The following is a 23,168-nucleotide window of genomic DNA, read 5'->3' as shown; positions in this document are numbered from 1 at the left end:
TCACGGCGGTACGGCTCAGGAGCGGCTGAAGACCGGCAGGTAGCCGCCGGACTGGCCGGCCGAGTTGGGGTGGTAGCTCTCGTCGATCGGCAGCGTGGTGCTGTGCAGCCAGGTGCTCAGCGAGCCGCAGATCTCGTGGTCGGTGAAGATGCTCCGCACGTCGCCGAAGGTGAAGCCCGCGTTGGCGACCCGCTTGGCGATGACGCCGTCCAGCGTGTCGGCGGCGCCGTTGATGGCGGCGCGCTTGGTGTCACCGATGCCGAAGATGCAGGAGCCGCCCACCTTGTACAGGTGCGGGTAGCCCATCACCACGACGTGGGCGTGCGGCGCCTTGGCGTGAATCGCGGAGTACACCCGGTCCAGTTGGGCGGGCAGGGTGTTGAGGGCGTAGCTCTTGGCCGTGTTGACGGCGTTCAGGCAGTCGCTGTCGGAGCCCAGCACACAGGTCTTCATGGTGTCGGCGAAGCCCGCGTCGTTACCGCCGATCGTGAGGCTGACCAGCGTGGTACCGGAGTTCACCGAGGAGATCTGACTGTTGAGGACGTCGCCGGTTCTCGCCCCCGAACAGGCCACGAAGCTGAAGGATGACGGCTTGTGCGCGTTCTTCCACAGGTAGGCGTAGGCGTTGGTGCTGCGCTTGCAGCTACCGCTGTCGCTCAGGTAGCTGCCGGCACCGACACCGGCCGAGTAGGAGTCCCCCAGGGCGACGTAGTTCACGCCGGCCGCGCTGGCGGAAGTCGCCGCGTAGAGCGTCGTCATGGAGAGGAGAGCCGCTATCGCGGCCACGGGCAGAGCACGAGCAGGGCGGGGCATCGCACCTCCTGGTATGACGTGGGTCACAGGAAGGGATACCAGGCAGTAGCCAACCACGGAAGCGCTCATGCCAAGGACATTGACGGTCCGTCTGATAGCGCAGGAGTGAACTGCCCCGAACGGAGCGTGAGTTCACGCTGGTGGGTGCGGGTATACATCGATGCGCGTCGGTCATCGCGTGTAGATGAGAAATTCCGGGGAAGTCAGCGCAGCGCCAGCCGCTGGTCAGCGCACGGCCACCGCCGCGCCAGTTCGGCGGCGAGGTCCCGTCAGCCCGCCCCGCCCGGGGGTACGCCACAGCATCGGCACGCCGCCCGAGGGCGCGCCCCGGCCCCGTCGAACCCTGCCCACCCGAAGGCGCGCCACGGCCCCGCCGACCCGCCCGCCCCAGGAGCGCGGCTCAGTTCCCCGCCAGCCGGTCGCCCCCCGCGTGCACCGCCCCCGGGAAGACCGTGCAGCCCTCGACCGGCAGCTCCTCGATCGTCTCGTTCGCGGCGGCGGGCACGCCGAGCCGGCGGACGGCCGTGGCGACCGCCGCCCGGGCCTGGCGCAGCCCGGGCGCGCCCCAGCCCAGCAGCTCGACCGCGAGCCCCGGCGCAACCAGCAGCCGCCGGTAGTGTCGGCCCGAAGCCGGGTCGGCCACGCTCGGGCCGACCGCTCGCAGCGCCGCCGCCATCCGGACCCGCGCACACTCGTGCCCGCCGTTGGCCGAACCGACCCGGTCGTAGAGGTAGCCGAGGTAGTACGGACGGCCGATCACGGCCTGGGCCTCCTCGCCTGCCTCCCGGGCCAGGGCCGCGGCCGGGTCCCCGTCGTCCTCCGGCTCCAGCGAGCCGCCGGGCAGCGAGCAGATCCCGTCCCGAGGGTTCACCAGGGTCAGCACCCGCCCGTCCGGGGCGAACAGCCATCCCCAGGACTGCTTCACCGGCAACCCGTCCGGCACCTGCTCGCCCGGCCGCCACGGCCAGCCCGCCGTGGGACGCCGCCGCACCTTCCCGAGCAGCTCGGCGACTTCCGCCGTGAACTCGATCCGGCCCATGCCGTACGTCCCCCCTCTCGGTGTCGGGCTCGCCGGACCTGCGGAGCACGGTTCGGAGCGGAGCGGCCGGAGCGGCGGCGTGGGGTACCGCGTGCTCCTGCTGTTGATCTTCTCCGATCTTCCCCGAACAGGCGGTCGATGAACAGTCCCCAGCGCCGCATGGTGGATGCGGAGACCGCGAACGACCCGATCACCCCAGCGACCCGCCCCCTTCCCCGACCCCCGGGAAGCCGACCCCTGGGAAGCCCGGCAGCGGGAATCCCGGCCGCGGGACCACCCCGGGCGGGAACGGCAGTCCGCGCGCCGCGTCGTCGGCCAGTTCGTCGAACACCTCGTGGGCGGTCATCGGCCGCAGCCGCCCGTCGGCCAGCGCCCATCCGCGCACCGGCGGCCCGGGCGGCCGGTCGGCCGACGGCCCGCTCGAAGCCCCGTCCGGCGGCCCGCTCGACGGGTCGCCGTGCAGCAGCAGCGCCCCCTCCCCGCCCGAGGCCACGCCCGCCGCGAGCGTGACGCAGAACGCCTCCGTGTCCCGCCCGGAGGGGTGCAGGCGCCCCGCCGCCACGCAGACGTCCACCGCCGAGGTGAGCTCCTCGCCGTCCTCGCGGCCGTGGCATCGCAGCGTCAGCAGGTGGCAGCCCTCCCCCGCGCCCTCGGCCAGCGCCACGTAGACCGAGGTCACGTACCGCATGACCGCCGCCATCCGTCGCTGCCCGGCCGGGTCGTCGCCGACCGCCTCCAGCAGAGCCGCGCAGGCGACGGACATCCGCACCCGGGCCCGGTGGTCGTCCAGCAGCACCGGGAGTAGCTCGACCAGCCGCTCCCCCGCGTAGACGAACGGCTCCCCGGCCAGCTCCGGATCGCCCGCGTACGCGACCCGGGCGGCGGGCGACCGGGGATCGAGCCCGAGCGCCGCGCAGTAGTCCTCGAAGTCGCCCGCCTCGAGGACCCGCAGGTGCACCTCCAGCCCCTGTCCGTGCAGGCCTCTCAGCTGCTCCTCCGCCCACCGCAGGTACTCCTGGTGCCCGAGGGCACCGAACAGCCCGTACTTCGCCAGCCCGGCGAAGTCGGCCGCCTCCGCGGCGAGCGCGACCGCCACCGGCTGCGGCGGCGCGCCCCGGGCCCGGCCACCGCGCCGCCCGCGGGCCCCGGCTCCACCGGCCCGCCCGCCTGGCGGCCGTCCATCTCCCGGCGGCGGCGCCCCTCCGGGACCGCCGGCGGGCACCCCGCCGACCCCGACCCCGGGCCTGCGCCCGCCGAGCACCAGCACCCGCCGGCCCCGCACCACCGCGGTGCCCGACACCTCGTACGCCGAATCGCGCACAGCCATGGGTTACCTCCCACTCACTCACTCGGCACCGGCCGGCACAGGGCAGCACCGGCCGGCACCAACCACTCCGGCCCTCGGAGTCGCCGACACCACGGAACATACACAGAGCCACTGACAATCCACCCGAAGTAATCGAACAAGGTCAGGCAGCCCCGGCTCCGCCGCCATTCATCGATCAGTCATGGCGATTTCCATCCATATTTCGGCCACCATCGATCGAATTCGCCCGCCAACAACCCCGAACGACTCGATCCCGGAGCTCCGACGATGGACGGGTCACGGCTGCGGCCACGGGTGAGAGGGCTGGACGAAGCCGGACGGTCCACCCGTCGGGGATGCCGAACGACGCCGCCCGGCACACGACCGTCATCCGGTGCGCCGGGGTCGCCGACGGGTGGCGGGCGACGCCCCGCGGCCCCTGGGGCGCCCGTGACAACTGATCCGGGCGGGATTGATGTCAGTGCCGGGCGCTATCGTCGGGGACCATGCGACTCCTGCATACCTCCGACTGGCATCTCGGGCGTTCGTTCCACCGGGAGAGCCTGCACGACGCCCAGCGCGCCTTCCTCGACCACCTGGTGGCGGTGGTCCGGTCCGAGGGCGTGGACGCCGTGCTGGTCGCCGGAGATGTGTACGACCGGGCACTGCCGGGCCTGGAGGCGGTCGCGCTGTTCGACGACGTGCTGCACCGGCTGGCGGACCTCGGGGTGCCGACGGTCTTCATCAGCGGGAACCACGACTCGGCCCGCCGCCTCGGGGTCGGCGCCGGGCTGATCGGGCGGGCCGGGATCCACCTGCGGACCGACCCGGGCGAGTGCGCCGAGCCGGTGCTGCTGGCGGACGAGCACGGCCCGGTCGCGGTGTACGGGCTGCCGTACCTGGAGCCCACGCTGGTGCGCGAGCGGTTCGGGCTGGCCAAGGGCGGGCACGCGGCGGTGCTCGGCGCGGCGATGGACCAGGTCCGGGCCGATCTGGCGGCTCGCCCCGACGGGACCAGGGCCGTGGTGCTGGCGCACGCCTTCGTCACCGGCGGCGCGCCCAGCGACAGCGAGCGGGACATCGCGGTCGGCGGGGTCGCCTCCGTGCCCGCCACAGTGTTCGACGGGGTGCACTACGCCGCGCTCGGTCACCTGCACGGCTGCCAGACCCTCGCCCCGCACCTGCGCTACAGCGGCTCCCCGCTCGCCTACTCCTTCTCCGAGGTGCGCCAGCGCAAGACCATGTGGCTGGTCGACCTCGCGGCCGACGGCTCGGTGACGGCCGAGCGGGTCGACTGCCCGCAACCACGCCCGCTCGCCACCCTGCGCGACACACTGGACGCGCTGCTCACCGACGAGAAGTACGCCGAGCACGAGCAGTCCTGGGTGCAGGCCACGCTCACCGACGCGGCCCGCCCCAGCGAGCCGATGGAGAAGCTGCGCCGCCGATTCCCGCACACCCTCCAGCTGCTGTTCGACCCCGAGGAGAGCGGGGCCGGGCCGTCCGAGTCGTACGCGGCCAGGGTCAGCGGCCGGGACGACCTTGAGATCGCCGAGGGCTTCCTGCGGCACGTCCGCCCCGGCGCCGAGCCGGAGCCGGACGAGCTCGGCTGGCTGCGCGAAGGCTTCGAGCGCGTCCGGGAGACCACCGACCGGAAGGCGGACCTGCCCCGATGAGGCTGCACGAGCTCACCGTCACCGCCTTCGGCCCGTTCGCGGGCAGCGAGACGGTGGACTTCGACGCGCTCGCCGCCGGCGGGCTGTTCCTGCTGCGCGGCGCGACGGGTGCCGGCAAGAGCAGCGTGCTGGACGCGGTCTGCTTCGCCCTCTACGGCGAGACGCCGAACGCCCGCCGAGCCAACCGGCTGCGCAGCGACCACGCCGACCCGAAGCGGCTGACCCAGGTGCAGCTGGAGCTGACGCTCGGCGGCCGGCGGCTGCAGATCACCCGGCTGCCCGAGCAGCGCCGACCGAAGAAGGTCGGCACCGGCACCACGGTCGAGCGACCGCAGACCCTGCTGCGCGAGTGGACGGCCGACGCGGGCGACGGCTCGCCCGGCTGGCGGCCGCTCAGCAAGTCGCACCAGGAGGCCGGGGAGGAGATCCACCGGCTGATCGGCATGAGCCGGGAGCAGTTCTGCCAGGTGGTGCTGCTGCCGCAGGGCGACTTCGCCCGCTTCCTCAAGGGCGACTCGGAGGAGCGCGGCAAGCTGCTGCGGCGACTGTTCGACACCGAGCGGTACGGGCTGGTCGAGACCTGGCTGGCCGACCAGCGGCGCGCCCAGGAGGCCGCCGTCCAGGCCGGTCGGCGCCGGCTGCGCGACCTCGCCAGCAAGGCCGAGCAGGCGGCCGGCCCCGACGCCGAGCCGGCCGACGGCTGGGTGCCGGCCGAGGACGGCGACGCCGACCTAACTACCGGGGTGCTCGGCTGGGCAGCCGTCCTGCGCAGCGGCGCCGCCGAACAGCTCGCCGTCGCCGAGGCCGCGCTCGCGGGCGCGGAGGCGGCGCAGCGGGAGGCCCAGCGGGGCCGGGAGTCCGCTGAAGAGCTGGCCGGGCGGCAGCGCCGGCACCGGGAGGCGGTGGCCGAGGCCGAGCGGCTGGCCGGGTTCGAGCCGGCCGCGGCTCGGGACCGGCAGCGGCTGGCGGCCGCCCAGGAGGCCGTCGGGGTGGAGTCCGCGCTGCGGCTGCGGGAGAGCGCGGCCGAGGCGCTCGGGCGCTCACGGGAGGCGGAGCAGCGGCGCCGGGAGTCGCTGGCCCGCTCCGGCCCCGAGGGCCGCAGGCTCGCCCGAGCCGGGAGCGGGACCGAATCCGGAGCCGAAGCCGGGAGCGGGACCGAGGCCGGAACCGACACCCGCGCCGCCGACCTGGCCGAGGCCGAGCTGCGGCTGCGGGCCGAGGTGGTCCGGCTGGAGGCGGCCCGGGCCGAGGAGCGGCGCTGCGCCGAACTCGCTCGCGAGCAGCGCTCCTTGACGCAGGAACGGAGCGCCGCCGAGGGGCTGGCCGAGGAGGCCGAGGACTGGCTGGCCGAATTCGACGGTGAGCTGGGCCGGTTGGAGGAGCAGCAGTCCCGGGCCCAGGCGGCGAGCGCCAGGGTCGAGCAACTGGACGGGCAGCGCACCGAGTCGGCCGCCCGGCTGAGCGCGGCTCGGGAGCGCGACGGACTGCGGGCCGAAATCGCGGGCGCCGAGCCGCGGGTCGCCGAGCTGCGCACCGCCGCGTTGGACGCCCGGGAACACAGCCTGGATCTGCGGGACCGGCGGCTGGCGGGCATGGCCGCCGAGCTGGCCGAGCAGCTGCGGGTGGGCAAGGCCTGTCGGGTCTGCGGCTCGCCCGAGCACCCGGCGCCCGCCGAGGCCCCCGAGGGCAGCCGCGTGAGCGCCGAGGACGAGGAACGGGCCCGGCAGACCCAGGACGCCGCCGAGCAGGCCTGGACGGCGGCCGACCAGGCCCTGACCGCGCTGCGGGTGCGTGAGGCGACCGCCGCCGGGACGGCCGGGCCGCACGGTGCGGACGCGCTCGCGCAGTCCCTGGCCGGACTGGAGCGCGAGCACCGCGAGGCGCTGCACGAGGCGGAGGCGCTCGGCCGGGTCGAGCGGGAGATCGGCCGGCTGGCGCAGGACCGCACCCGCCGACTGGACGAACTGCACGAGGCCAAGGAGCGCGCCGCCGTCCTCACCGACCGGCTGCAGGCGCTGGACGCCGAGCAACGGGATCTGACCGCCAAGGTGGCGGCCGCCCGGGGCGAGGCGGCCTCGGTCGCCGACCGGACCGCTGCGCTGACCCTGCTCACCGAGGAGGTGGCCTCCGCCGCTTCCGCCGCCCGGGCCTGCGCGGAGGCGCGGGCCCGGCTGGGCGAGGCCGAGGAGGAGCTCGGCAAGGCCGCCGTCGCGGCGGGCTTCCCGGACGCCGCGGCGGCGCTCGCGGTACTGCTGCCGCGCGAGGAGCGCGAGCGGCTGGCGGCCCGGCTGGAGCGGCATCGCGCGGAGTCGGCGGCCGTGCAGCACGAGCTGGCGCTGCCCGAACTGGCCGAGGCCGCGGCCCGTCCGCCGGTCGACCTGCCCGCCGCCGCGGCCGCGCTCGGCAGGGCCACCGACCGGCTCGGCCAGGCGCACGCCGCCCGGTCGGCGGCCCGGGAGCGCTGCGCGGCGCTGACCGCGATCGGGCGGCAGCTGACCGAACTGACCGGGGACCTGGCCCCGGCGCTGGAGCGGTACGGGCGGATCAACCGCCTCGCCGCACTGGCCGCCGGCACCTCCACCGAGAACCGGCTGCGGATGCGCCTGGAGTCGTACGTCCTGGCCGCCCGGCTGGAGCAGGTCGCGGCGGCGGCCAGCGACCGGCTGGTCCGGATGTCCGGCGGCCGCTACACCCTGGTGCACAGCGACGACCGGGGCGCCGGCAACAAGCGCTCCGGCCTGGCCCTGCGGGTGGTCGACGCCTGGACGGGCACCGAGCGGGACACCGCGACCCTCTCCGGTGGCGAGAGCTTCTTCGCCTCGCTCTCGCTCGCCCTCGGCCTGGCCGACGTGGTCACCGACGAGGCGGGCGGCATGCCGCTGGACACGCTGTTCATCGACGAGGGCTTCGGCACCCTGGACGAGCAGTCCCTGGAGGAGGTGATGGACGTCCTCGACGGCCTGCGCGAGCGGGACCGCGCGGTCGGCATCGTCAGCCACGTGGCCGACCTGCGCAGCCGCATCCCCGCCCAGCTGATGGTCCGCAAGGGCCGCCACGGCTCCACCCTCGCGCTGGCCACCCGGGAGGACGCCTAGGAACGGCCGGTCAGCCCGAACACGCCACCCGCTGCGCCTGCTGCCAGGCGCACACCGGGCACAGGGTGCTGCCCGGCCGGTCGGCCGGCAGTTCGGTCGGCTCCCCGCACAGCACACAGTCCGCCCGCGGGCCGGTCGCCTCCGGGTCGTGCCGCAGCGCGGCCTCCGCCGAGCCGTCCGGCGCCGGCTCGCACACCGCCGCGCCCTCGGTCACCACCGCATCGTCCGTCGCGCTGTCACTCATGCCGCCTTCCTACTCCCCGCCCCCGCCCTGCGGCAAGACGCCCCCGCAGACGACCCCGGCCCGGGCCCGGGCCGCCTCGATCATCGCCCCGACTCCGTCGAGCATCGGCCCCAGACCGAACGCGAACAGCGAGTCCAGGTCCAGGTCGTAGCCGTCCCCGACGCTCCCGACGGTCCGTGCGAACACTGGGTGCCGCTCCCCCGCGACCAGCGCCGCGAGTGCCGGGCCCTGGTGATCCATCCACTCGCCCTCGGTCAGGCCGGTACCGGCCTCGGCCTGGGCCTCCCGTTCCAGGTGGACGGCGACGCCCTGGACGTAGCAGTAGAGCAGGACGTGCAGGTCGAGCATGGTCGCGGCGTCCAGACCGTGGCCGTCCAGCGCGGCGAGCGCCCACTCGGCGTGGTCCATCAGCGCGGGCAGCATCAGCGGCCGGGTGAGCGCGCCGACCTGCGCGAGCCACGGGTGGCGGCGGTAGATCCGCCACAGGGTGTGCGCGCCGAGCTCCAGGCGTGCCCGCCAGTCCCCCGTCGGCTCAACCGGGTACGTCCCCTCGCCGAAGGCCGCGTCCGCCATCAGCAGCACCAGGTCGTCCTTGCTCGGCACGTACCGGTACGGGGACATCGCCGCCACGCCCAGTCGGGCGGCGACGCTGCGCATGGAGAGCGCGGCGAGGCCTTCGTGGTCGGCGATCTCCAGGGCGGCCCGGACGATCGTGTCCCGACTCAGCTCGACGGCCGCCCCCGGGACCGCCGAACCGGCGGTCGGCGAAGTCTTCGCTGAAGGAGCGCTCGGACGACGCCGCGGTGCCTGGCGGGCCGCCACCACCGTGCCCACCCGGGGCAGGGTCTCGACCAGGCCTTCCAGCCGCAGGGTGGTGAGCGCCTTGGTGGCCGTGGCGAGGGCGACGTTCCACTCCCGGGCGATCCGCCGCGTCGAGGGCACCCGCTCGCCCGGTGCGAGCGTGCCGTCCGTGATCCGCCGGGCGATCTGGTCGACGATGCGCCGGTAGGGCGGGACGGGCTCGGGCGTGGAGACCATGCGGCCGGCTCCCTCACGTGATGCGGATCTCTTTCCGCGACGACCGGTTCTGTACTAGCAGCGGGCGACTCGACAGCGAGGACATCGAGCTGCTGCGCGAGGACCTCGTCCGCGTACTGCACGACCGGGCGGCGGCGGAGGGCGTCGAGTTGGTCTTCGGGGACACCGTCACCGCGTTCGACCGGGGCGAGGACGAGGACGGCGCCTTCGTCCGCTTCGAGCGCGCCGAACCTCGACGCTTCGACCTGGTCGTAGGGGCCGACGGCCTGCACTCGACCGTGCGCCGGCTGGCCTTCGGGCCCGAGGAGCGCTTCGCCCGCCACCTCGGCATGCACCTGGCGATCTTCAGCGCGAACAACTTCCTCGCTTTGGAGGACTGGCAGCTCTGGCTGCGTGAGGGCGAGGCGGGTTACGGCGTCTACCCGGTGCGCGGCAACTCCGAGCTGCGGATCAGCTTCGGCTTCGCGGGCGAGCCGCTGTCGGCCGGACGGCGCGATCCCGAGGCTCAGAAGGCCTTCGTCGCCGAACGGATGACCGCATTGCGCTGGGAGACTCCGAGGCTGCTGAAGGCCCTGGCCGAGGCGCCGGACCTCTACTACGACTCCATGGCACAGATCCACCTGGACCACTGGTCGCGGGGCCGGATCGTCCTGCTCGGCGACGCGGGTTACTGCGCCTCCCCACTGTCGGGCCAGGGCACCAGCCTCGCCCTGGTCGGCGCGTACGTGCTGGCCGACGCGCTCACCCGCTCCGGCGGGGAGCACCACGCCGCCTACGCCGAGTACGAGCGGCGGCTGCGCCCGTTCGTCCGGCTCAATCAGGCGCTGGCCACCGACAACCCGGGCGGGCCGGCTTCCGAGGAGTCGGTGGAGCGGGCGAAGAACGCGATCGCGCTGGACGGATGACGACTGACAGATGACCGCGAACAGATGACAGATGACGGATGACAGATTTCAACATCTGTCATCCGTCATCTGTTCGCCGTCGCCCGAACCGCCCCACCCGCAGGGCTCCACCGCCCCGCCGACGACCCGCCCCCGGCCCCCGACTACCGTGGCCGCCATGGTCGCCGATCTCCAACAACGCCTACAGGCCGCCCGGGCCGCCGCGCCCACGTACCCCGAGGTGGGAGCCACCCGGGGAGGGCCGCTGCCGGACGGGTACGGGCAGCTGCGGCGGCGGGTCCACCTGGGCCACGGGCCGGAGGTGCTGGAGCGGGCCGGGCGGTATGTGCTCGGCTGGGGCAGCCAGTTGGGGACGGGCTTCGCCGTGTGGCCGGGCGAGCCGGCCCAGGAAGGGTCCACCGTGCTGCTGCGGCTGAGTCTGCCGGGCAGCCGGTGGCCGCGGCTGGTGATCCCCTGCCGGGTGGTGTGGACGGTGGCGGAGCCCCACCGGATCGGTTTCGCGTACGGGACGCTACCCGGGCATCCGGAGTGCGGCGAGGAGTCGTTCCTGGTGTCGATGGACGCCGACGGCGAGGTGTGGTTCGAGGTCGCCGCGTTCTCCCGACTGTCCGCCTGGTACGCCCGGCTGGGCCGTCCGGTCGCCCTGCTCTGCCAGTACCTGGCGATCGAGCGCTACCTCGCCGCCGTGGCCGAGCACGTCGCCCGGGCCCGCTAGCCGAGGAAGGACAGCCGGACGGTGCGGCGCGGGTTGTCCCCGTTGGTGTCGATCAGCACCACGGACTGCCAGACGCCGAGCGCCAGTTGCCCGCCGATCACCGGCAGAGTGGCGTGCGGGGCGACCAGGCCGGGGACCACGTGGTCGCGACCGTGGCCGGGGCTGCCGTGCCGGTGGCGCCAGCGGTCGTCGGCCGGGAGCAGGTCGCGCAGGGTGGCGAGGAAGTCCTCGTCGCTGCCGGAGCCGGTCTCCAGGACGGCGATCCCGGCGGTGGCGTGCGGGACGAAGACGTTGAGCAGGCCGTCACGCCCGGCGGCCCGGTCGTTGAGGAACACGGCGCAGCGGTCCGTGATGTCGAGCGCGACCTCACGGTTGCCGGTGGTGATCTCCAGCGTGACGGTCTGGAAGGAGCCGGTTGACCCGGTGGACGTGGAGTGGTGGTTGTCGGCCATGGCGCCATCCTGACCCAGGTCAGCGGGCCGGACCTACTGCCCCGCCGTCTGCCCTTGCCAAGGAGGCAAACTCGCATAGGGTGAGAGGTTCAGACCAAAGCAGCGGGTGGATCCGCCCGCCAACGGACCTGCCCGGCAACAGGCCTGCTCGCCAACGGACCTGCCCGCCATCAGGCCTGCCCGTCAACGGACCTGCCCGCCATCAGGCCTCCGGATACGACGAAGACCCGACGGACCGGTTGGTCCGCCGGGTCGAGTCGGGGCCGAGCCGACCGCGACCGGAGGCCGCTAGCCGCGCCCGCCGAAGAGGCTCCGCCGCAGCCGACGCAGCGGCGCCAGCAGCGAGACCCGGGTGTGGCGACGACGGGCCGCCGCCGGGGCGTCTGCGCCGCGCGGCGTCAGCTCCCTTATCAGCCCGAGCGCCTCGGCGGTGTCCACCGCCGAGAGTGCGGGCGCGCCGAGCACGGCCAGGTGTCGGTCGATCCTGCGGCCGGTCGCGCCGACACCGCACTGGATCGCCGGCACACGGGGCCGAGTCCGCACTTGCATGTGTTCCATCAGTTTTCCCACCCCTACGAGGCGCCAGGGCCGTGAGGCGAAGACTATCCGTGACAGACGGCCTTCGCGCAACCGTCCTTGGTGTTGTGCCACCGTACCGTGCGACGTCAACTGACGATGCACCAGGGGCCACCCGTGCGGTCACGACTAGGCATCAATGGTGGTGCACGACCCGCCGTCCGTCAGGAGGGCCAGGAGGCACTGGCCCCGGCGCCCGTTCGCGCCGTATGCGCCGGGCGCGCGGGGGCGTCCGGCGGGTGCCACGACCCGTGTCGACGAATCACCCCCGGATGTCGATGAGTCGCCCACATATAGGGGACAGCCGCCAGGTCGACAAAACGATCACCGGCGGCGGGAGCAGCGTCAGCGGTCAGGTTCATGAAGTGAACACATACGAGGGATTGACTCGCGTCGATCCTCCAAGCAATATCTGATGCACACGCCAGTGCCCGCACCGTACTCAAGCGTGTGTTCGAGTGATGAAATGACTCGATCAGCTCCGGTTCCCGCGAGCCACTGCCCGGTCACCTCGACGCTGCGGTGGCCAGGCTCACAGGGTGCCCGGACCGGCGGCCGGCCGTAGAGGGTCGGCCGGGCCGCCACCAGGCTGCCGGTGCCGCCCCGCTCGGGGCCCGGCACCGGCGGTTCCGGGTCCGGCCCCCGCCTCCCACCGCCGACCGGACGTCCCCGCAGGTCGCGCCCGGTGGATCGGTAGACTCGGCCAGCGTGTCCCTCCTCCTCAGCATCGTGCTCCCGGTCCACGGCGTGGAGCGGTACCTCCCGCGCTGCCTCGACTCGATCCTCGGCGAGACCCACGCCGCGGAGACCCGCTTCGAGGTGATCGCGGTCGACGACCTCTCCCCCGACGGCTCCGGCGCGATCCTGGACGCCTACGCGGCCCGCGACCCCCGGCTGCGGGTCCTGCACCTCACCGAGAACCAGGGCCTCGGCGGCGCCCGGACCGCCGCCCTGCCGCTGGTGCGCGGCGAGTACGTCTGGTTCGTGGACAGCGACGACTGGGTGCCCGAGCGGACCGTCGGCGTGATCCTGGACGAGCTGGAGCAGGAGCTCCGCCGGGAGACCCCCGTCGACGTGCTGCTCACCGACTTCACCCACGTCTACCCGGACGGCGAGACCGAGCCCAACCCCTGGCGGCACGTCCTGGTCGGCTCCCCGCTGGTCGAGGGCTGCACCCTGGCCGAGCACCCGGCGCTGTTCCAGACCGTGATGTCGGTGTGGAACAAGGTCTTCCGCCGCGCCTTCCTGGAGGGCCTGGACGTCGCCTTCGGCCGCGGCTACTACGAGGACATCTCGGTCACCTACCCCGCGCTGCTGGCCGCCGAGCGGCTGCGCTACCTCGACCGCCCCTGCTACTTCTACCGGCGCGGCCGGGACGGCGCGATCACCGCCACCGCCTCCCCCAAGCACGCCGACGTGTTCGCCCAGTACGACGCGATCTTCACCTTCCTGGGCCGCCCGGACCGTCCCGGCCGGCCCGTCCCGGAGTCGCTGCGCACCCTGGTCTTCGACCGGACCCTGCGCCAGGCGCTGAACGTCTACGACACCCCGGGGCTCGTCCCCGCCGACCGGCGCAAGGACTTCTTCCACCGGATCTCCGACCACTTCGAGCGCCACCGCCCGGCCGGCTACCGCTTCCCCGGCGGGGTGCGCGGCGTGCAGTACCGGCTGGCCGCCCGAGGCGCCCGGATCGCGTACGCGGAGCTGCGCCGCACCGGCCGGCTGCCGCGCGGACTCAAGCGCGGGGCACGGGCGGTGGCGCCCGCGGTGAAGAAGGGTGTGCGCAGCGGTGCCCGATTCACCGCGTACAACGCGTTCCGCCGCCTCCCGCTGGACGAGCACCTGGCGGTCTACGCCGCGTACTGGCACCGGGGTTACGCCTGCAGCCCGGCGGCGATCTACGAGAAGGCGAAGGAACTCGCCCCGCAGATCCGGGGCGTGTGGGTGGTGGAGAACCGCACGCAGGCCGCCACCATGCCGCCCGGGGTGCCGTACGTGATCGTCAACACCCCCGCCTACCTCAAGGCGATGGCGACCGCCAAGTACTTCGTGAACAACGTAAACTTCCCGCGGACGATGGTGAAGCGGCCGGGGACGGTGCACATCCAGACCCAGCACGGAACCCCGCTCAAGGCGATGGGCATGGACCTGCGCGACCGCCCGGAGGCGTCCGAGGGGATGGACTTCGACCGGCTCCAGGAGGCCGTCGACCGCTGGGACTTCCTGGTCTCCTCCAACCCGCACACCAGCGAGCACTTCGCCCGGGCCTTCCCCGGCCGGTACGAGATGCTGGACACCGGCTACCCGCGCAACGACCGGCTGGCCAACACCACCCCGGAGGAAGTCCGGGCGATGCGCGAGCGGTTCGGGCTGCGGCCCGGCACCACGGCCGTGCTGTACGCGCCGACCCACCGCGGCGGCAAGGGCGGCTACGTGCCGCTGGTGGACGTGGCGGAGCTGGCCCGGCGCCTGGGCCCGCGGTTCACGCTGCTGGTGCGCACCCACTACTTCCACGTCGGCGGCCCGGGCGACCTGACGGCCGGTGAGGACGCGGCGGAGATCGTGGACGTCTCGGCGCACCCGACGGTGGAGGACCTCTACCTGGCGGCGGACGCGCTGGTGACGGACTACTCGTCGATGATGTTCGACTACGCGGTGCTGGACCGGCCGGTGGTCGTCTTCGCGCCGGACTGGGAGGAGTACCGGCGCGAGCGCGGCGTGTACTTCGACCTGTTCGAGGAGCCGCCCGGCGCGGTCACGGTGGACGTGGAAGGGCTGGCGAGGGCGCTGCGGGCGGGCGATCCGGAGCCGGCGGCGCGGGCGCGGTTCCGGACCAAGTTCTGCGTCTGGGACGACGGCGGCGCGGCGGAGCGGGTGGTGCGCCGGGTGTTCCCGGTCAAGGACTGACCGGTGGGGAGCCGGCCCGTCAGGGGCTTACCTGCGGGGAGCCGGCCCGTCATAGGCTGATCCGGGCTGCTCCCCGAGGAGCCGGCCCGGCAAGGCCGGCGGAGCTCCGGGCGGGGCCGGTGCCGCCGGTACGACGACCGGCCCCGCCGGTGCGACTTCAGCGCCGGCGGGCGGCCAGGAACTCCTCGAAGTCCAGGTAGCCCTGGTGCCGGGTGTCCATCGCGTGGACCAGCGCCTCCGCCATCGAGAGCGTGACGCTGTGGTCGCCCATCTCGTTGGCGGCCAGCGCGTACTCGGCCGGGGTGATCTTGCCGTCGCCGTTCTGGTCGATACGGTCGAACATCTCCTTGATGGCCTCGATGCTCTCCATCGTTTCCTCCTGGGTACTGCGGGGTTGTGCTCGGTTCGGACGGCCGTACACTACCCGGCCGTGGTGGCCGCCACGGTGGCCGGGAGTGGACGCGCGCGGGGGTGGGTGTCGTAGTCTGCGGGTCTGATTGCTGGCCCGGGCTCCTCCCGGGCGGTCGTTCGTCCAGGGAGGGAACATGCTCGATCTCGTCACCAGGCTGGTGCTGAAACCCGTGTCACGGGGGATCTGGCGCCCGGTCATCGAGGGTGCCGAGAACGTGCCGCGCAAGGGCGGGGTGATCCTGGCCAGCAACCACCTGTCCTTCATCGACAGCGTGGTGATCCCGCTGACCGCCCCGCGCCGGGTGCACTTCCTCGCCAAGGCCGAGTACTGGAACGCACCGGGACTCAAGGGCCGCATCTCCAAGGGCTTCTTCGAGTCGATCGGCGCGGTGCCGGTCGAGCGCGGCACCTACCGCTCCGCTCAGGCCTCGCTGGAGTCGGCGCTGGAGATCCTGGAGGACGGCAAGGCCTTCGGCATCTACCCCGAGGGCACCCGGTCGCTGGACGGCCGGCTCTACCGGGGCAAGACGGGCGTCGCCTGGCTCGCGCTGACCGCGGGCGTGCCGGTCGTGCCGGTGGCCCTGGAGGGCCCGGAGCAGATCCTGCCGGTGGGCAAGCGGGTCCCGCGGATCAAGAAGGTGACGGTCCGCTTCGGCGAGCCGCTGCACTTCGACGAGTTGCACGGGCAGGCCCGCTCGCTGAAGGCCCGTCGGCAGGTGACCGACGAGGTGATGGCGGCGATCCAGCGGCTGTCCGGCCAGGAGGTCGTGGAGAGCTACAACGAGGTACCGAAGGCGGCCTGACCGCCACCTACTCGCCTCACGCGTGCCCGAGGGCGGCGTCCGACAGGGCCGCCGCCTCCGGCGCCTCCCGGCGCAGCAGCGCCGCGTACCGGCCGTCCAGTTCCACCAGCTCCTCGTGGCTGCCGAGTTCGACCACCTCGCCGTGGTCGAGCACGGCGATCTGGTCGGCGGAGCGGACGGTGGAGAGCCGGTGCGCGATGGTGATGGTGGTGCGACCGGCGGCCAGGGTGTCGACGGCCTGCTGGACGGCGCGTTCGGTGCGGTTGTCGAGCGCGCTGGTGGCCTCGTCCAGGATCAGCACCGGCGGGTTGCGCAGGATGGTGCGGGCGAGCGCGAGGCGCTGCTTCTCCCCGCCGGAGAAGCGGTAGCCGCGCTCGCCGACCAGGGTGTCGTAGCCGTCCGGGAGGGCGGCGATGGTCTCGTGGATCTGCGCGGCCCGGGCGGCCTCGACCAGTTCGGCGTCGCTGGCCCCGGGCTTGGCGAAGCGCAGGTTCTCGGCGACCGAGGCGTGGAAGAGGTAGGTCTCCTGGGAGACCACGCCGACCGCGCGGGCCAGGGTGTCAAAGGACAGCTCGCGCACGTCCACGCCGTCCAGGGTGACCCGGCCGCCGGTGACGTCGTAGAGCCGCGGCACGAGGTAGCTGAGGGTGGTCTTGCCCGAGCCGGTCTCACCGACCACGGCCAATGAGCTTCCGGCCGGGACCTTGAGCTCGACGCCGGCCAGGGTCGGGCGTTCCTGCCCGGGGTCGTAGCGGAAGTCGACGGCCTCGAAGCGGACCTCGCCGCGGATGTCGGTCAGGGTGACCGGGTGCGCCGGATCGTCGATCTCCACCGGCAGGTCGAGGTACTCGAAGATGCGCTGGAAGAGCGCGAGCGAGGTCTGCACGTCCACGCCGGTGGAGAGCAGGCTGACGGTCGGGCGGAACAGGCCCTGCTGGAGGGTGACGAAGGCGACCAGGGTGCCGACCGAGACGATCGGCGCACCGGCGGCGGAGGTCAGTCCGGCCGCCCAGTAGATCAGCGCGGGCATCGCGGCCATCACGATCTGGATGGTGTTCATCCGCCAGCGCCCGGCCATGCTGGCCCGCACCTCCAGGTCGGCGAGCTGGTCGGACTGCCCGGTGAACTCCCGGGCGAGCGAGTCGGAGCGGCCCATGGTGCGGCCGAGCAGGATGCCGCTGACCGACAGCGACTCCTGGACCGCCGAGCTCATCGCGGCCAGCTGCTTCTGCCGCTCGGTGGTGATCTTCTTGCGCTCCTGGCCGACCCGTCGGCTGATCCAGACGAACAGCGGGAGCAGCAGCAGCGAGACGACGGTCAGCCGCCAGTCCAGGGCGACCATGGCGGCGATCGAGGCGATCACCGCGGTGAGGTTGGAGACCAGGCTGGTCGCGGTGGAGGTCACCGTGGACTGCATGCCGCCGATGTCGTTGGCGATCCGGGACTGCACCTCGCCGGTGCGGGTGCGGGTGAAGAAGGCGAGCGACTGCCGCTGCAGGTGGCCGTAGACGGAGGTGCGCAGGTCGTGCATGACGCGTTGGCCGACGGTGGTGGAGATCAGGGTCTGCAGCACGTTGAAGACGCTGTTCACCACGGCCGTGAGGATCATCCCGAGCGCGAGCAGGCTGAGCAGCCCGGTGCGGCCCTGCGGGATGGCGGTGTCCAGGACGGCCCTGAGCAGGAACGGCGAGACGACGGAGACCACGGCGGAGGCGGCCACCAGCAGCCCGACGGCGGCGAGGCGGCCGCGGTACGGGCGGAACAGCGCGAGGATCCGCCGCCACTCGGCGGGCGGGCGGGACTCGCCCTCGGCGCGCTCGGGCGGGGTCCAGTCGATGGCGGCGGGCCTCAAGGACGGGTCTCCCTGGGTCGGACGCGCGGCGGGCGCGGCGGCGGGCATGGCTGCGGGCATGGCGGTCGGGTGGATGCCAGCATAGCGAGAGTAGCTCATAGTTAGGCAAGCTAATAGTGAGCGTAACTCTATTCCCGGCCCGCCGACCCGCTGGCCCGCCGCCGTACCCCGCCCGACCGCCGCGCGCCTCAGTTCGTCCGGTAGGTGCGCGCCGCCTTCGAGGACAGGCCGCCGAGCTTGCCGGAGGGCAGCATCCGGGCGATGGCCACCGCCACCTTGTAGCGCTTGCCCGGCACGGACAACGACTTGCCGCGCGCCAGGTCGCGCATCGCCTCCGCCACCACCCGCTCGGCCGAGAGCCAGGACCAGGACGGGATGTTGCCGGTGCCCATGCCGGCCCGCTCGTGGAACTCCGTCCGGGTGAAGCCCGGGCACAGCGCCATCATCCGCACGCCCGTACCGCCGAGGTCGCGCAGCACGCCCTGGGTGAAGCTCACCACCCACGCCTTGCTCGCCCCGTACGTGCCGCGCGGCAGGAAGGCCGCCACCGAGGCGACGTTGACGATCGCGCCCCGGCCGCGCTCGCGCATCCCCGGCAGGGCCGCCGTGGTCAGCCGCAGGATCGCCTCGATGTGCACCTTCACCATGTCCAGCTCGGCCTGGAGCGGGACGGCCCCGAAGGCGCCCTTGTTGCCGAATCCGGCGTTGTTGATCAGCAGGTCCACCGGACGCTCGGCATCGCCGAGCCGGGCCTCGACGGCGGCGATGCCCTCGTCGGTCGCGAGGTCGGCGCGCAGCACCTCCGCCTCGATGCCGTACTCGGCGTGCAGGTCGGAGCTCGCGCGCTCCAGGCGCTCGGCGTCCCGGGCCACCAGGACGAGCCGGTAGCCGCTGCGGGCGAGCCGGCGGGCGAAGGCGGCTCCGATGCCGGCGGTAGCGCCGGTGATCAAGGCTGTTGTCATACCCCCGACCGTACCGACTCGCCGCAGCCGCGCCCACACCCAGGGCAACGGCCCTGCTCGACGGGCCGCGGCTGCAGGCGGGAGGCCCTCCCCCTCAACGGTCGGGACGTGCCCACGTTCCTCACCCTGATCCGCAACACGTCCCCCGCCGCCACCGCGGGCCTGCCGTCGGTGACGCTCCCCCTCCCGGTCACCGGGTCGGCGCCCGTCGGCGTCCAGCTCATCGGAGCGCGGATGGCCGACCGGGACCTGCTGGCCGTGGCCGTGCGGGTCGACGCCCTGCTGCGCCCAGAGGAGGTGGGTCAGGCCGCGACGGCCTTGGCACGGTCGGCGGCGATGTGGACGGCGAGGCCGCCGAGGACGGTGCCCATGGCGTAGCGCTGGACCCGCAGCCAGGTCGGACGGCGGTTGAGGAAGTTGGCGATGCTGCCCGCGCTCATCGCGATCAGGCCGTTGACGGTGATGGCGATCGCGATCTGGATCAGGCCCAGCACCAGGCTCTGCAGCGCCACGTGGCCGCGCTCGGGCACCACGAACTGGGGCAGCAGCGAGATGTACACGATGGCGATCTTGGGGTTGAGCAGGCAGGTCAGGAAGCCCATCGCGAACAGGCGGCGCGGCGGGTCCGGGGGCAGCTGCTGCGGGGCGAAGACCGCCGTGCCACCCGGCTTGACCGCCTTCCAGGCCAGCCAGAGCAGGTAGCCGGCGCCGGCCAGCTTGATCGCGGTGTACAGCGCGGGCACCACCGAGAAGACGGCGGCCACCCCGGCCGTCACCGCGACCAGGTAGACCAGGAAGCCGGTCGCGACGCCGGCCAGCGACACCAGCCCGGCGCGGCGGCCCTGCGCGATCGAGCGCGAGACCAGGTAGATCATGTTCGGCCCCGGCGACAGCACCATGCCCAGTGCCACGGCGGCGATCCCGAGCACGGCGTGGCCGTCCACGGCGGATATCAACGCGTCCAACTCGCTCATGGGGGGAGGCTAAAACGTGGAGCGACCTCGATGCAATGATGTCTTTGCGCTCGGTGCAATGTGCCGCGCCCCGGGACGAAGGGCTGGACGCCGATGGACGACTACCGCCTGATCGCGGACGGGATCGCCGCCGAGATCGCGGACGGACGGCTGCGGCCCGGCCAGCAACTGCCCACCCAGCGCGCCTTCGCCCGCGCCCACGGCATCGCCAACTCGACGGCGACCCGGGTCTACCGCGAGCTGGTCCGGCGCGGGCTGACCGTCGGGGAGGTCGGCCGGGGCACCTTCGTACGGGCCGGACGGGGTGCGGACGACGGACGGGTCGCGCTCGCCGAACCCGCCGCCGCGCCCGTCGACCTGGAACTCAACTACCCCACCGCGCCCGGGCATGCCGAGCTGCTGGCCGAGGGGCTGGCACCGCTGCTGCGGGTGGACGCGCTGGGCGAGGCGCTGCGGCCGGTCGGCGCGGCCGGGACGGGCGCGGCGCGGCGGGCCTTCGCGGGGCTGCTGACGTCGGGCACCTGGGAGGTCGACCCGGAGCAGCTGCTGTTCGCGGGCAACGGGCGGCAGGTCATGGCGGGGGCACTGTCCGCCCTGGTGCCGCCGGGGCAGCGGCTGGGCGTGGAGGCGCTGACCTATCCGGTGGTCAAGGCGGTGGCGGAGCGGCTGGGCATCCGGCTGGTGCCGCTGGCGGTGGACGAGCACGGGCTGCTGCCCGACGCCGTGGCAGCCGCCCACCGTACGACGCCGCTTCGCGCGGTGTACGTCCAGCCGCGGCTGCAGAACCCGACCGGGGCGAGCCTGCCGCACGAGCGGGCGGTCACGCTGGCCGGGGAGCTGCGCCGGCTGGACCTGCCGGTGGTGGAGGACTCGATCTGGTCCTTCCTGCGGCCCGAGCTGGCGCCGCTCGCCGCGCTGGCTCCGGAGCGGACCGTCCTGGTCGACAGCCTGTCGAAGCGGCTCGCCCCGGGACTGACCAGCGGGTTCGCGGTCGTCCCGGACGGGCTGCGCGAGCGGGTGGCGGGCGCGTTGCGGGCGGGCGGTTGGGCACCGAGCGGCTTCGCGCTGGAGGCGGCCGTGCGGTGGATCGGGGACGGGACGCTGGCGGCGGTCGAGGCGGCGAAGCGCGCGGACGCGGCCGCGCGGCAGGAGCGTGCGCGGGAGGTGCTCGCGGGGCAGCGGCTGCGGGCGGACCCGTGCTCGTACTACCTGTGGTGGGAGCTACCCGGGGCCTGGCGGGCGGAGACCTTCGTCGCGGCGGCGGCGCGGGCGGGGATCTCGGTGACGCCCGCGGCCGCGTTCGCGGTCGACCCGCGGAGCACGCCGTCGGCGGTCCGGGTCGGGCTGGCCTCGCCGCCGCTGCCGGTGCTGGCGCGGGCGTTGGGGGTGCTGGCGGGGATTGCGGCCGACGGATGACAGATGACGGATAGCAGGTAACAACTAACAGATGACGGATTTTGAAATCTGTCATCTGTTAGTTGTCAGCAGTCGCCTGTCAGCCGCCGGCCGCCACCGGTCAGCCGTTCGCCCCCGCCCGGTCCCCTCGCGCCGCCGTGTCCGCGGCGCCGCCGGCCCCGACGGCGCGCAGGCGGGAGGCGGCGGTGGCGGCGAGCTGCGGGGCGAGCTTGGCCACGTCGCGGGAGCCGACCACCGCGATCAGGCTCGGCAGCAGCCAGCGCACCGGCTGCATGCCGCGCAGCCAGGCCTGGGCGTAGACGTGGGCGGAGCGGCGGGCGATCCCGGCGACGATCCGGTCCACCGCGGGCTCCAGCGGGTACGTCTTGTTGGCCGGCCACGGCAGTTGGCCGCGCATCTGCTTCAGCACGGCGTCCTGGTCGGCGCCGCGCACCATGTCGGTGTCGGTCCAACTCAGGTACCCCACGCCGACCTTGACGCCACGATGGGCGACCTCGGCGCGGAGCGAGTGGGCGAAGGCCTCCACCCCGGACTTGCTGGCACAGTACGCACTCATCAGTGGCGCGGGCGTCAGCGCGGCGAGCGAGGCGATCTGCAGCAGGTAGCCGCGGCTCTCGGTCAGCGCCGGCAGGAAGGCCCGCGCGGTGGCGACGCTGCCGAGCAGGTTGACCTCGATGACCCGGCTGAAGGCCCGGTGGTCGCTGTCGGCCAGCGGTCCGCCGATGGCGATGCCGGCGTTGGCCACCACGGTGTCGATCCGCCCGTAGTGCTCCTTGATCCGGCGGGCGGTGTCGTTGAGCGCCTCCAGGTCGGTGACGTCCACCTCCCACGAGGTGGCGGCCGCGCCGCACTGCGCCGCGACGGCCTTCAGCTCCTCCGGCTCCAGCCCGAGCAGCGCGACCTTGGCGCCGCGCCGGGCGAGCTTGCGGGCCAGCGAGGCGCCGACCCCGCGGGCGGCCCCGGTGACCACCACGACCTGCGCGGACAACGGCGGGATGGCGTTCATGCGACGGTGGTCCTCTCGGCAGTGGAAGCAGCCGAAGCGTCGGTGGCAACGGCAGCGGGGGCCTCGGCGGCCAGGTGTGTGGCGGCCATCCGGTGGATCTCGGCAGCGACCTCCACCGGCCGCTCCAGCGGCGACATGTGCCCGACCCCGGGAAGCAGCAACAGCCCCTGTGGGTCGGCGAGTTCGGCGACCATCCGGTGGGCGTGCACCGGCGGGGTCAGTCGGTCCGCGGTGCCGACCACCACGGCGGTGGGCGCGGTGATCCGGCCGAGTCCGGCTCGCACGTCCAGCCGGCCGAGCACCCCGGCCCAGTTGGCGCGGACCGCGGTCGGGCAGGCGTGCACGATCCGGGCCGTCGCCTCGACCTGCCCCGCCGGCGAACCCGGCCCCATGGTGGCGTACTTGAGCGCGGCGCGGCTGACCGGCGTGACCGGCCCGAGCGGCATCCGGGAGAGCAGCAGCCGCCGGTGCAGGATGCGCCGCAGGCCCGGGGAACGTACGGCCCCCGGCAGGACGGTGAGTTCGGCGACCAGTTCGGCCGGGCCGGTGGAGATCAGCACGTTGGCGGCGGTGCGCTCGGCGACGTCGGGCCGACCGCCGGCGGCCATGATGGTCATCCCGCCCATGCTGTGCCCTGCCACCACCGCCCGCTCCCCCGCCGGAACGGTCCGCGCGAGCACGGCGGCGAGGTCCTCGGCGAGCGCCCGGGTCGAGTAGCGGACCCGGCTCGGCGGGATCTCGCTGTGCCCGTGGCCACGCTGGTCGTAGGCCACCACCCGGTAGCGGTCGGAGAGTTCGCGGATCACCGGGGCCCAGAAGGCGGTCGAGCAGGTCCAGCCGTGGGAGAGCACCACGGTGGGCGCGCCCGGCTGGCCGTGCACCTCGACGTGCAGCCGGATGCCGTCGGCCGAGCGGACACTCAGCTCCTCGACGGGCACGGGCGGCACGTACTCGGCGGGCAACTCGACGGAACTCATG

At 73.8% G+C, this 23,168-nt stretch carries 20 protein-coding genes; 7 read left to right on the top strand and 13 right to left on the bottom strand.

The window, feature by feature from the left end:
* Nucleotides 1–15: 15 nt before the first annotated feature.
* The 3 genes from ACGF12_RS02560 to ACGF12_RS02550 all read right to left on the bottom strand — a co-directional run bounded on the left by ACGF12_RS02560 (nucleotide 16) and on the right by ACGF12_RS02550 (nucleotide 3,179).
* Nucleotides 16–813, bottom strand: coding sequence for an SGNH/GDSL hydrolase family protein (locus ACGF12_RS02560; protein WP_393024357.1), 798 nt, complete (start codon nucleotides 811–813; stop codon nucleotides 16–18).
* A 400-nt stretch (nucleotides 814–1,213) separates the two neighbouring features.
* Nucleotides 1,214–1,852, bottom strand: a complete 639-nt coding sequence (locus ACGF12_RS02555) for a hypothetical protein (RefSeq protein WP_393024354.1) — start codon at nucleotides 1,850–1,852, stop codon at nucleotides 1,214–1,216.
* A 190-nt stretch (nucleotides 1,853–2,042) separates the two neighbouring features.
* On the bottom strand, nucleotides 2,043–3,179 hold the full coding sequence (locus ACGF12_RS02550) for a hypothetical protein (protein ID WP_393024351.1): 1,137 nt from the start codon (nucleotides 3,177–3,179) through the stop codon (nucleotides 2,043–2,045).
* Nucleotides 3,180–3,664: 485 nt separating this feature from the next.
* Between ACGF12_RS02550 and ACGF12_RS02545 the strand changes: the two genes are divergently transcribed.
* Both ACGF12_RS02545 and ACGF12_RS02540 read left to right on the top strand, forming a co-directional pair.
* The gene (locus ACGF12_RS02545) at nucleotides 3,665–4,834 is read left to right on the top strand and encodes an exonuclease SbcCD subunit D (protein ID WP_393024348.1); all 1,170 of its coding nucleotides are present in this window, start codon (nucleotides 3,665–3,667) and stop codon (nucleotides 4,832–4,834) included.
* Nucleotides 4,831–7,929 (top strand): AAA family ATPase, encoded by a 3,099-nt coding sequence (locus ACGF12_RS02540; protein WP_393024345.1) that lies wholly within the window; start codon nucleotides 4,831–4,833, stop codon nucleotides 7,927–7,929. Before ACGF12_RS02545 ends, ACGF12_RS02540 begins: the two co-directional genes overlap by 4 nt.
* 10 nt (nucleotides 7,930–7,939) lie before the next feature.
* On the opposite strand, the gene ACGF12_RS02535 is transcribed toward ACGF12_RS02540, so the two are convergent.
* Entirely contained in the window at nucleotides 7,940–8,173 is a 234-nt protein-coding gene (locus ACGF12_RS02535) for a hypothetical protein (protein WP_393024338.1), read from the bottom strand.
* Nucleotides 8,174–8,182: 9 nt separating this feature from the next.
* Complete coding sequence (locus ACGF12_RS02530) at nucleotides 8,183–9,211, bottom strand: TetR/AcrR family transcriptional regulator C-terminal domain-containing protein (protein WP_393024335.1); 1,029 nt, start codon at nucleotides 9,209–9,211, stop codon at nucleotides 8,183–8,185.
* A 20-nt stretch (nucleotides 9,212–9,231) separates the two neighbouring features.
* Here ACGF12_RS02530 and ACGF12_RS02525 point away from each other — a divergent pair, with 20 nt between their 5' ends.
* Together ACGF12_RS02525 and ACGF12_RS02520 are read left to right on the top strand one after the other, a co-directional pair.
* Complete coding sequence (locus ACGF12_RS02525) at nucleotides 9,232–10,116, top strand: FAD-dependent monooxygenase (protein ID WP_393024332.1); 885 nt, start codon at nucleotides 9,232–9,234, stop codon at nucleotides 10,114–10,116.
* Between the two features lie 157 nt (nucleotides 10,117–10,273).
* Nucleotides 10,274–10,831: a DUF1990 family protein gene (locus ACGF12_RS02520; protein WP_393024329.1), complete on the top strand. Its 558-nt coding sequence runs from the start codon at nucleotides 10,274–10,276 to the stop codon at nucleotides 10,829–10,831.
* Here ACGF12_RS02520 and ACGF12_RS02515 read toward each other — a convergent pair.
* A complete protein-coding gene (locus ACGF12_RS02515; RefSeq protein ID WP_393024326.1) occupies nucleotides 10,828–11,283 on the bottom strand; it encodes a YjbQ family protein in 456 nt (151 codons plus the stop codon). The genes ACGF12_RS02520 and ACGF12_RS02515 overlap by 4 nt on opposite strands.
* A 288-nt stretch (nucleotides 11,284–11,571) precedes the next feature.
* On the bottom strand, nucleotides 11,572–11,841 hold the full coding sequence (locus ACGF12_RS02510) for a hypothetical protein (RefSeq protein WP_380609447.1): 270 nt from the start codon (nucleotides 11,839–11,841) through the stop codon (nucleotides 11,572–11,574).
* A gap of 726 nt (nucleotides 11,842–12,567) precedes the next feature.
* Here ACGF12_RS02510 and ACGF12_RS02505 point away from each other — a divergent pair.
* The gene (locus tag ACGF12_RS02505; RefSeq protein WP_393024323.1) at nucleotides 12,568–14,766 is read left to right on the top strand and encodes a CDP-glycerol glycerophosphotransferase family protein; all 2,199 of its coding nucleotides are present in this window, start codon (nucleotides 12,568–12,570) and stop codon (nucleotides 14,764–14,766) included.
* Nucleotides 14,767–14,923: 157 nt separating this feature from the next.
* Here ACGF12_RS02505 and ACGF12_RS02500 read toward each other — a convergent pair whose 3' ends face one another.
* Nucleotides 14,924–15,136 carry an EF-hand domain-containing protein gene (locus ACGF12_RS02500; protein ID WP_393024320.1) on the bottom strand — a complete coding sequence of 71 codons (213 nt, stop codon included), beginning with the start codon at nucleotides 15,134–15,136 and terminating at the stop codon, nucleotides 14,924–14,926.
* A gap of 175 nt (nucleotides 15,137–15,311) precedes the next feature.
* On the opposite strand from ACGF12_RS02500, the gene ACGF12_RS02495 reads away from it, so the two are divergent.
* Nucleotides 15,312–15,980, top strand: a complete 669-nt coding sequence (locus ACGF12_RS02495; RefSeq protein ID WP_393024317.1) for a lysophospholipid acyltransferase family protein — start codon at nucleotides 15,312–15,314, stop codon at nucleotides 15,978–15,980.
* Between the two features lie 16 nt (nucleotides 15,981–15,996).
* Here ACGF12_RS02495 and ACGF12_RS02490 read toward each other — a convergent pair whose 3' ends face one another.
* From ACGF12_RS02490 to ACGF12_RS02480, 3 genes are all read right to left on the bottom strand, one after another.
* Entirely contained in the window at nucleotides 15,997–17,880 is a 1,884-nt protein-coding gene (locus ACGF12_RS02490; RefSeq protein WP_393024643.1) for an ABC transporter ATP-binding protein, read from the bottom strand.
* A 140-nt stretch (nucleotides 17,881–18,020) separates the two neighbouring features.
* Nucleotides 18,021–18,794, bottom strand: coding sequence for an SDR family NAD(P)-dependent oxidoreductase (locus ACGF12_RS02485; RefSeq protein ID WP_393024314.1), 774 nt, complete (start codon nucleotides 18,792–18,794; stop codon nucleotides 18,021–18,023).
* A gap of 302 nt (nucleotides 18,795–19,096) precedes the next feature.
* Nucleotides 19,097–19,768, bottom strand: coding sequence for a LysE family translocator (locus ACGF12_RS02480; protein WP_393024311.1), 672 nt, complete (start codon nucleotides 19,766–19,768; stop codon nucleotides 19,097–19,099).
* A 93-nt stretch (nucleotides 19,769–19,861) separates the two neighbouring features.
* Here ACGF12_RS02480 and ACGF12_RS02475 point away from each other — a divergent pair, with 93 nt between their 5' ends.
* Nucleotides 19,862–21,184, top strand: coding sequence for a PLP-dependent aminotransferase family protein (locus tag ACGF12_RS02475; protein WP_393024308.1), 1,323 nt, complete (start codon nucleotides 19,862–19,864; stop codon nucleotides 21,182–21,184).
* 100 nt (nucleotides 21,185–21,284) lie between these two features.
* Here ACGF12_RS02475 and ACGF12_RS02470 read toward each other — a convergent pair whose 3' ends face one another.
* Together ACGF12_RS02470 and ACGF12_RS02465 are read right to left on the bottom strand one after the other, a co-directional pair.
* Nucleotides 21,285–22,190 carry an SDR family oxidoreductase gene (locus ACGF12_RS02470; protein ID WP_393024305.1) on the bottom strand — a complete coding sequence of 302 codons (906 nt, stop codon included), beginning with the start codon at nucleotides 22,188–22,190 and terminating at the stop codon, nucleotides 21,285–21,287.
* Nucleotides 22,187–23,167 (bottom strand): alpha/beta fold hydrolase, encoded by a 981-nt coding sequence (locus tag ACGF12_RS02465; RefSeq protein WP_393024302.1) that lies wholly within the window; start codon nucleotides 23,165–23,167, stop codon nucleotides 22,187–22,189. Before ACGF12_RS02465 ends, ACGF12_RS02470 begins: the two co-directional genes overlap by 4 nt.
* Nucleotide 23,168 lies beyond the last annotated feature (1 nt).

Source organism: Kitasatospora sp. NPDC048296 (genome assembly GCF_043201815.1).
GTDB lineage: Bacteria > Actinomycetota > Actinomycetes > Streptomycetales > Streptomycetaceae > Kitasatospora.
Note: the sequence above shows the minus strand (reverse complement) of the source record. Positions and strands in the feature narration are given on the sequence as shown.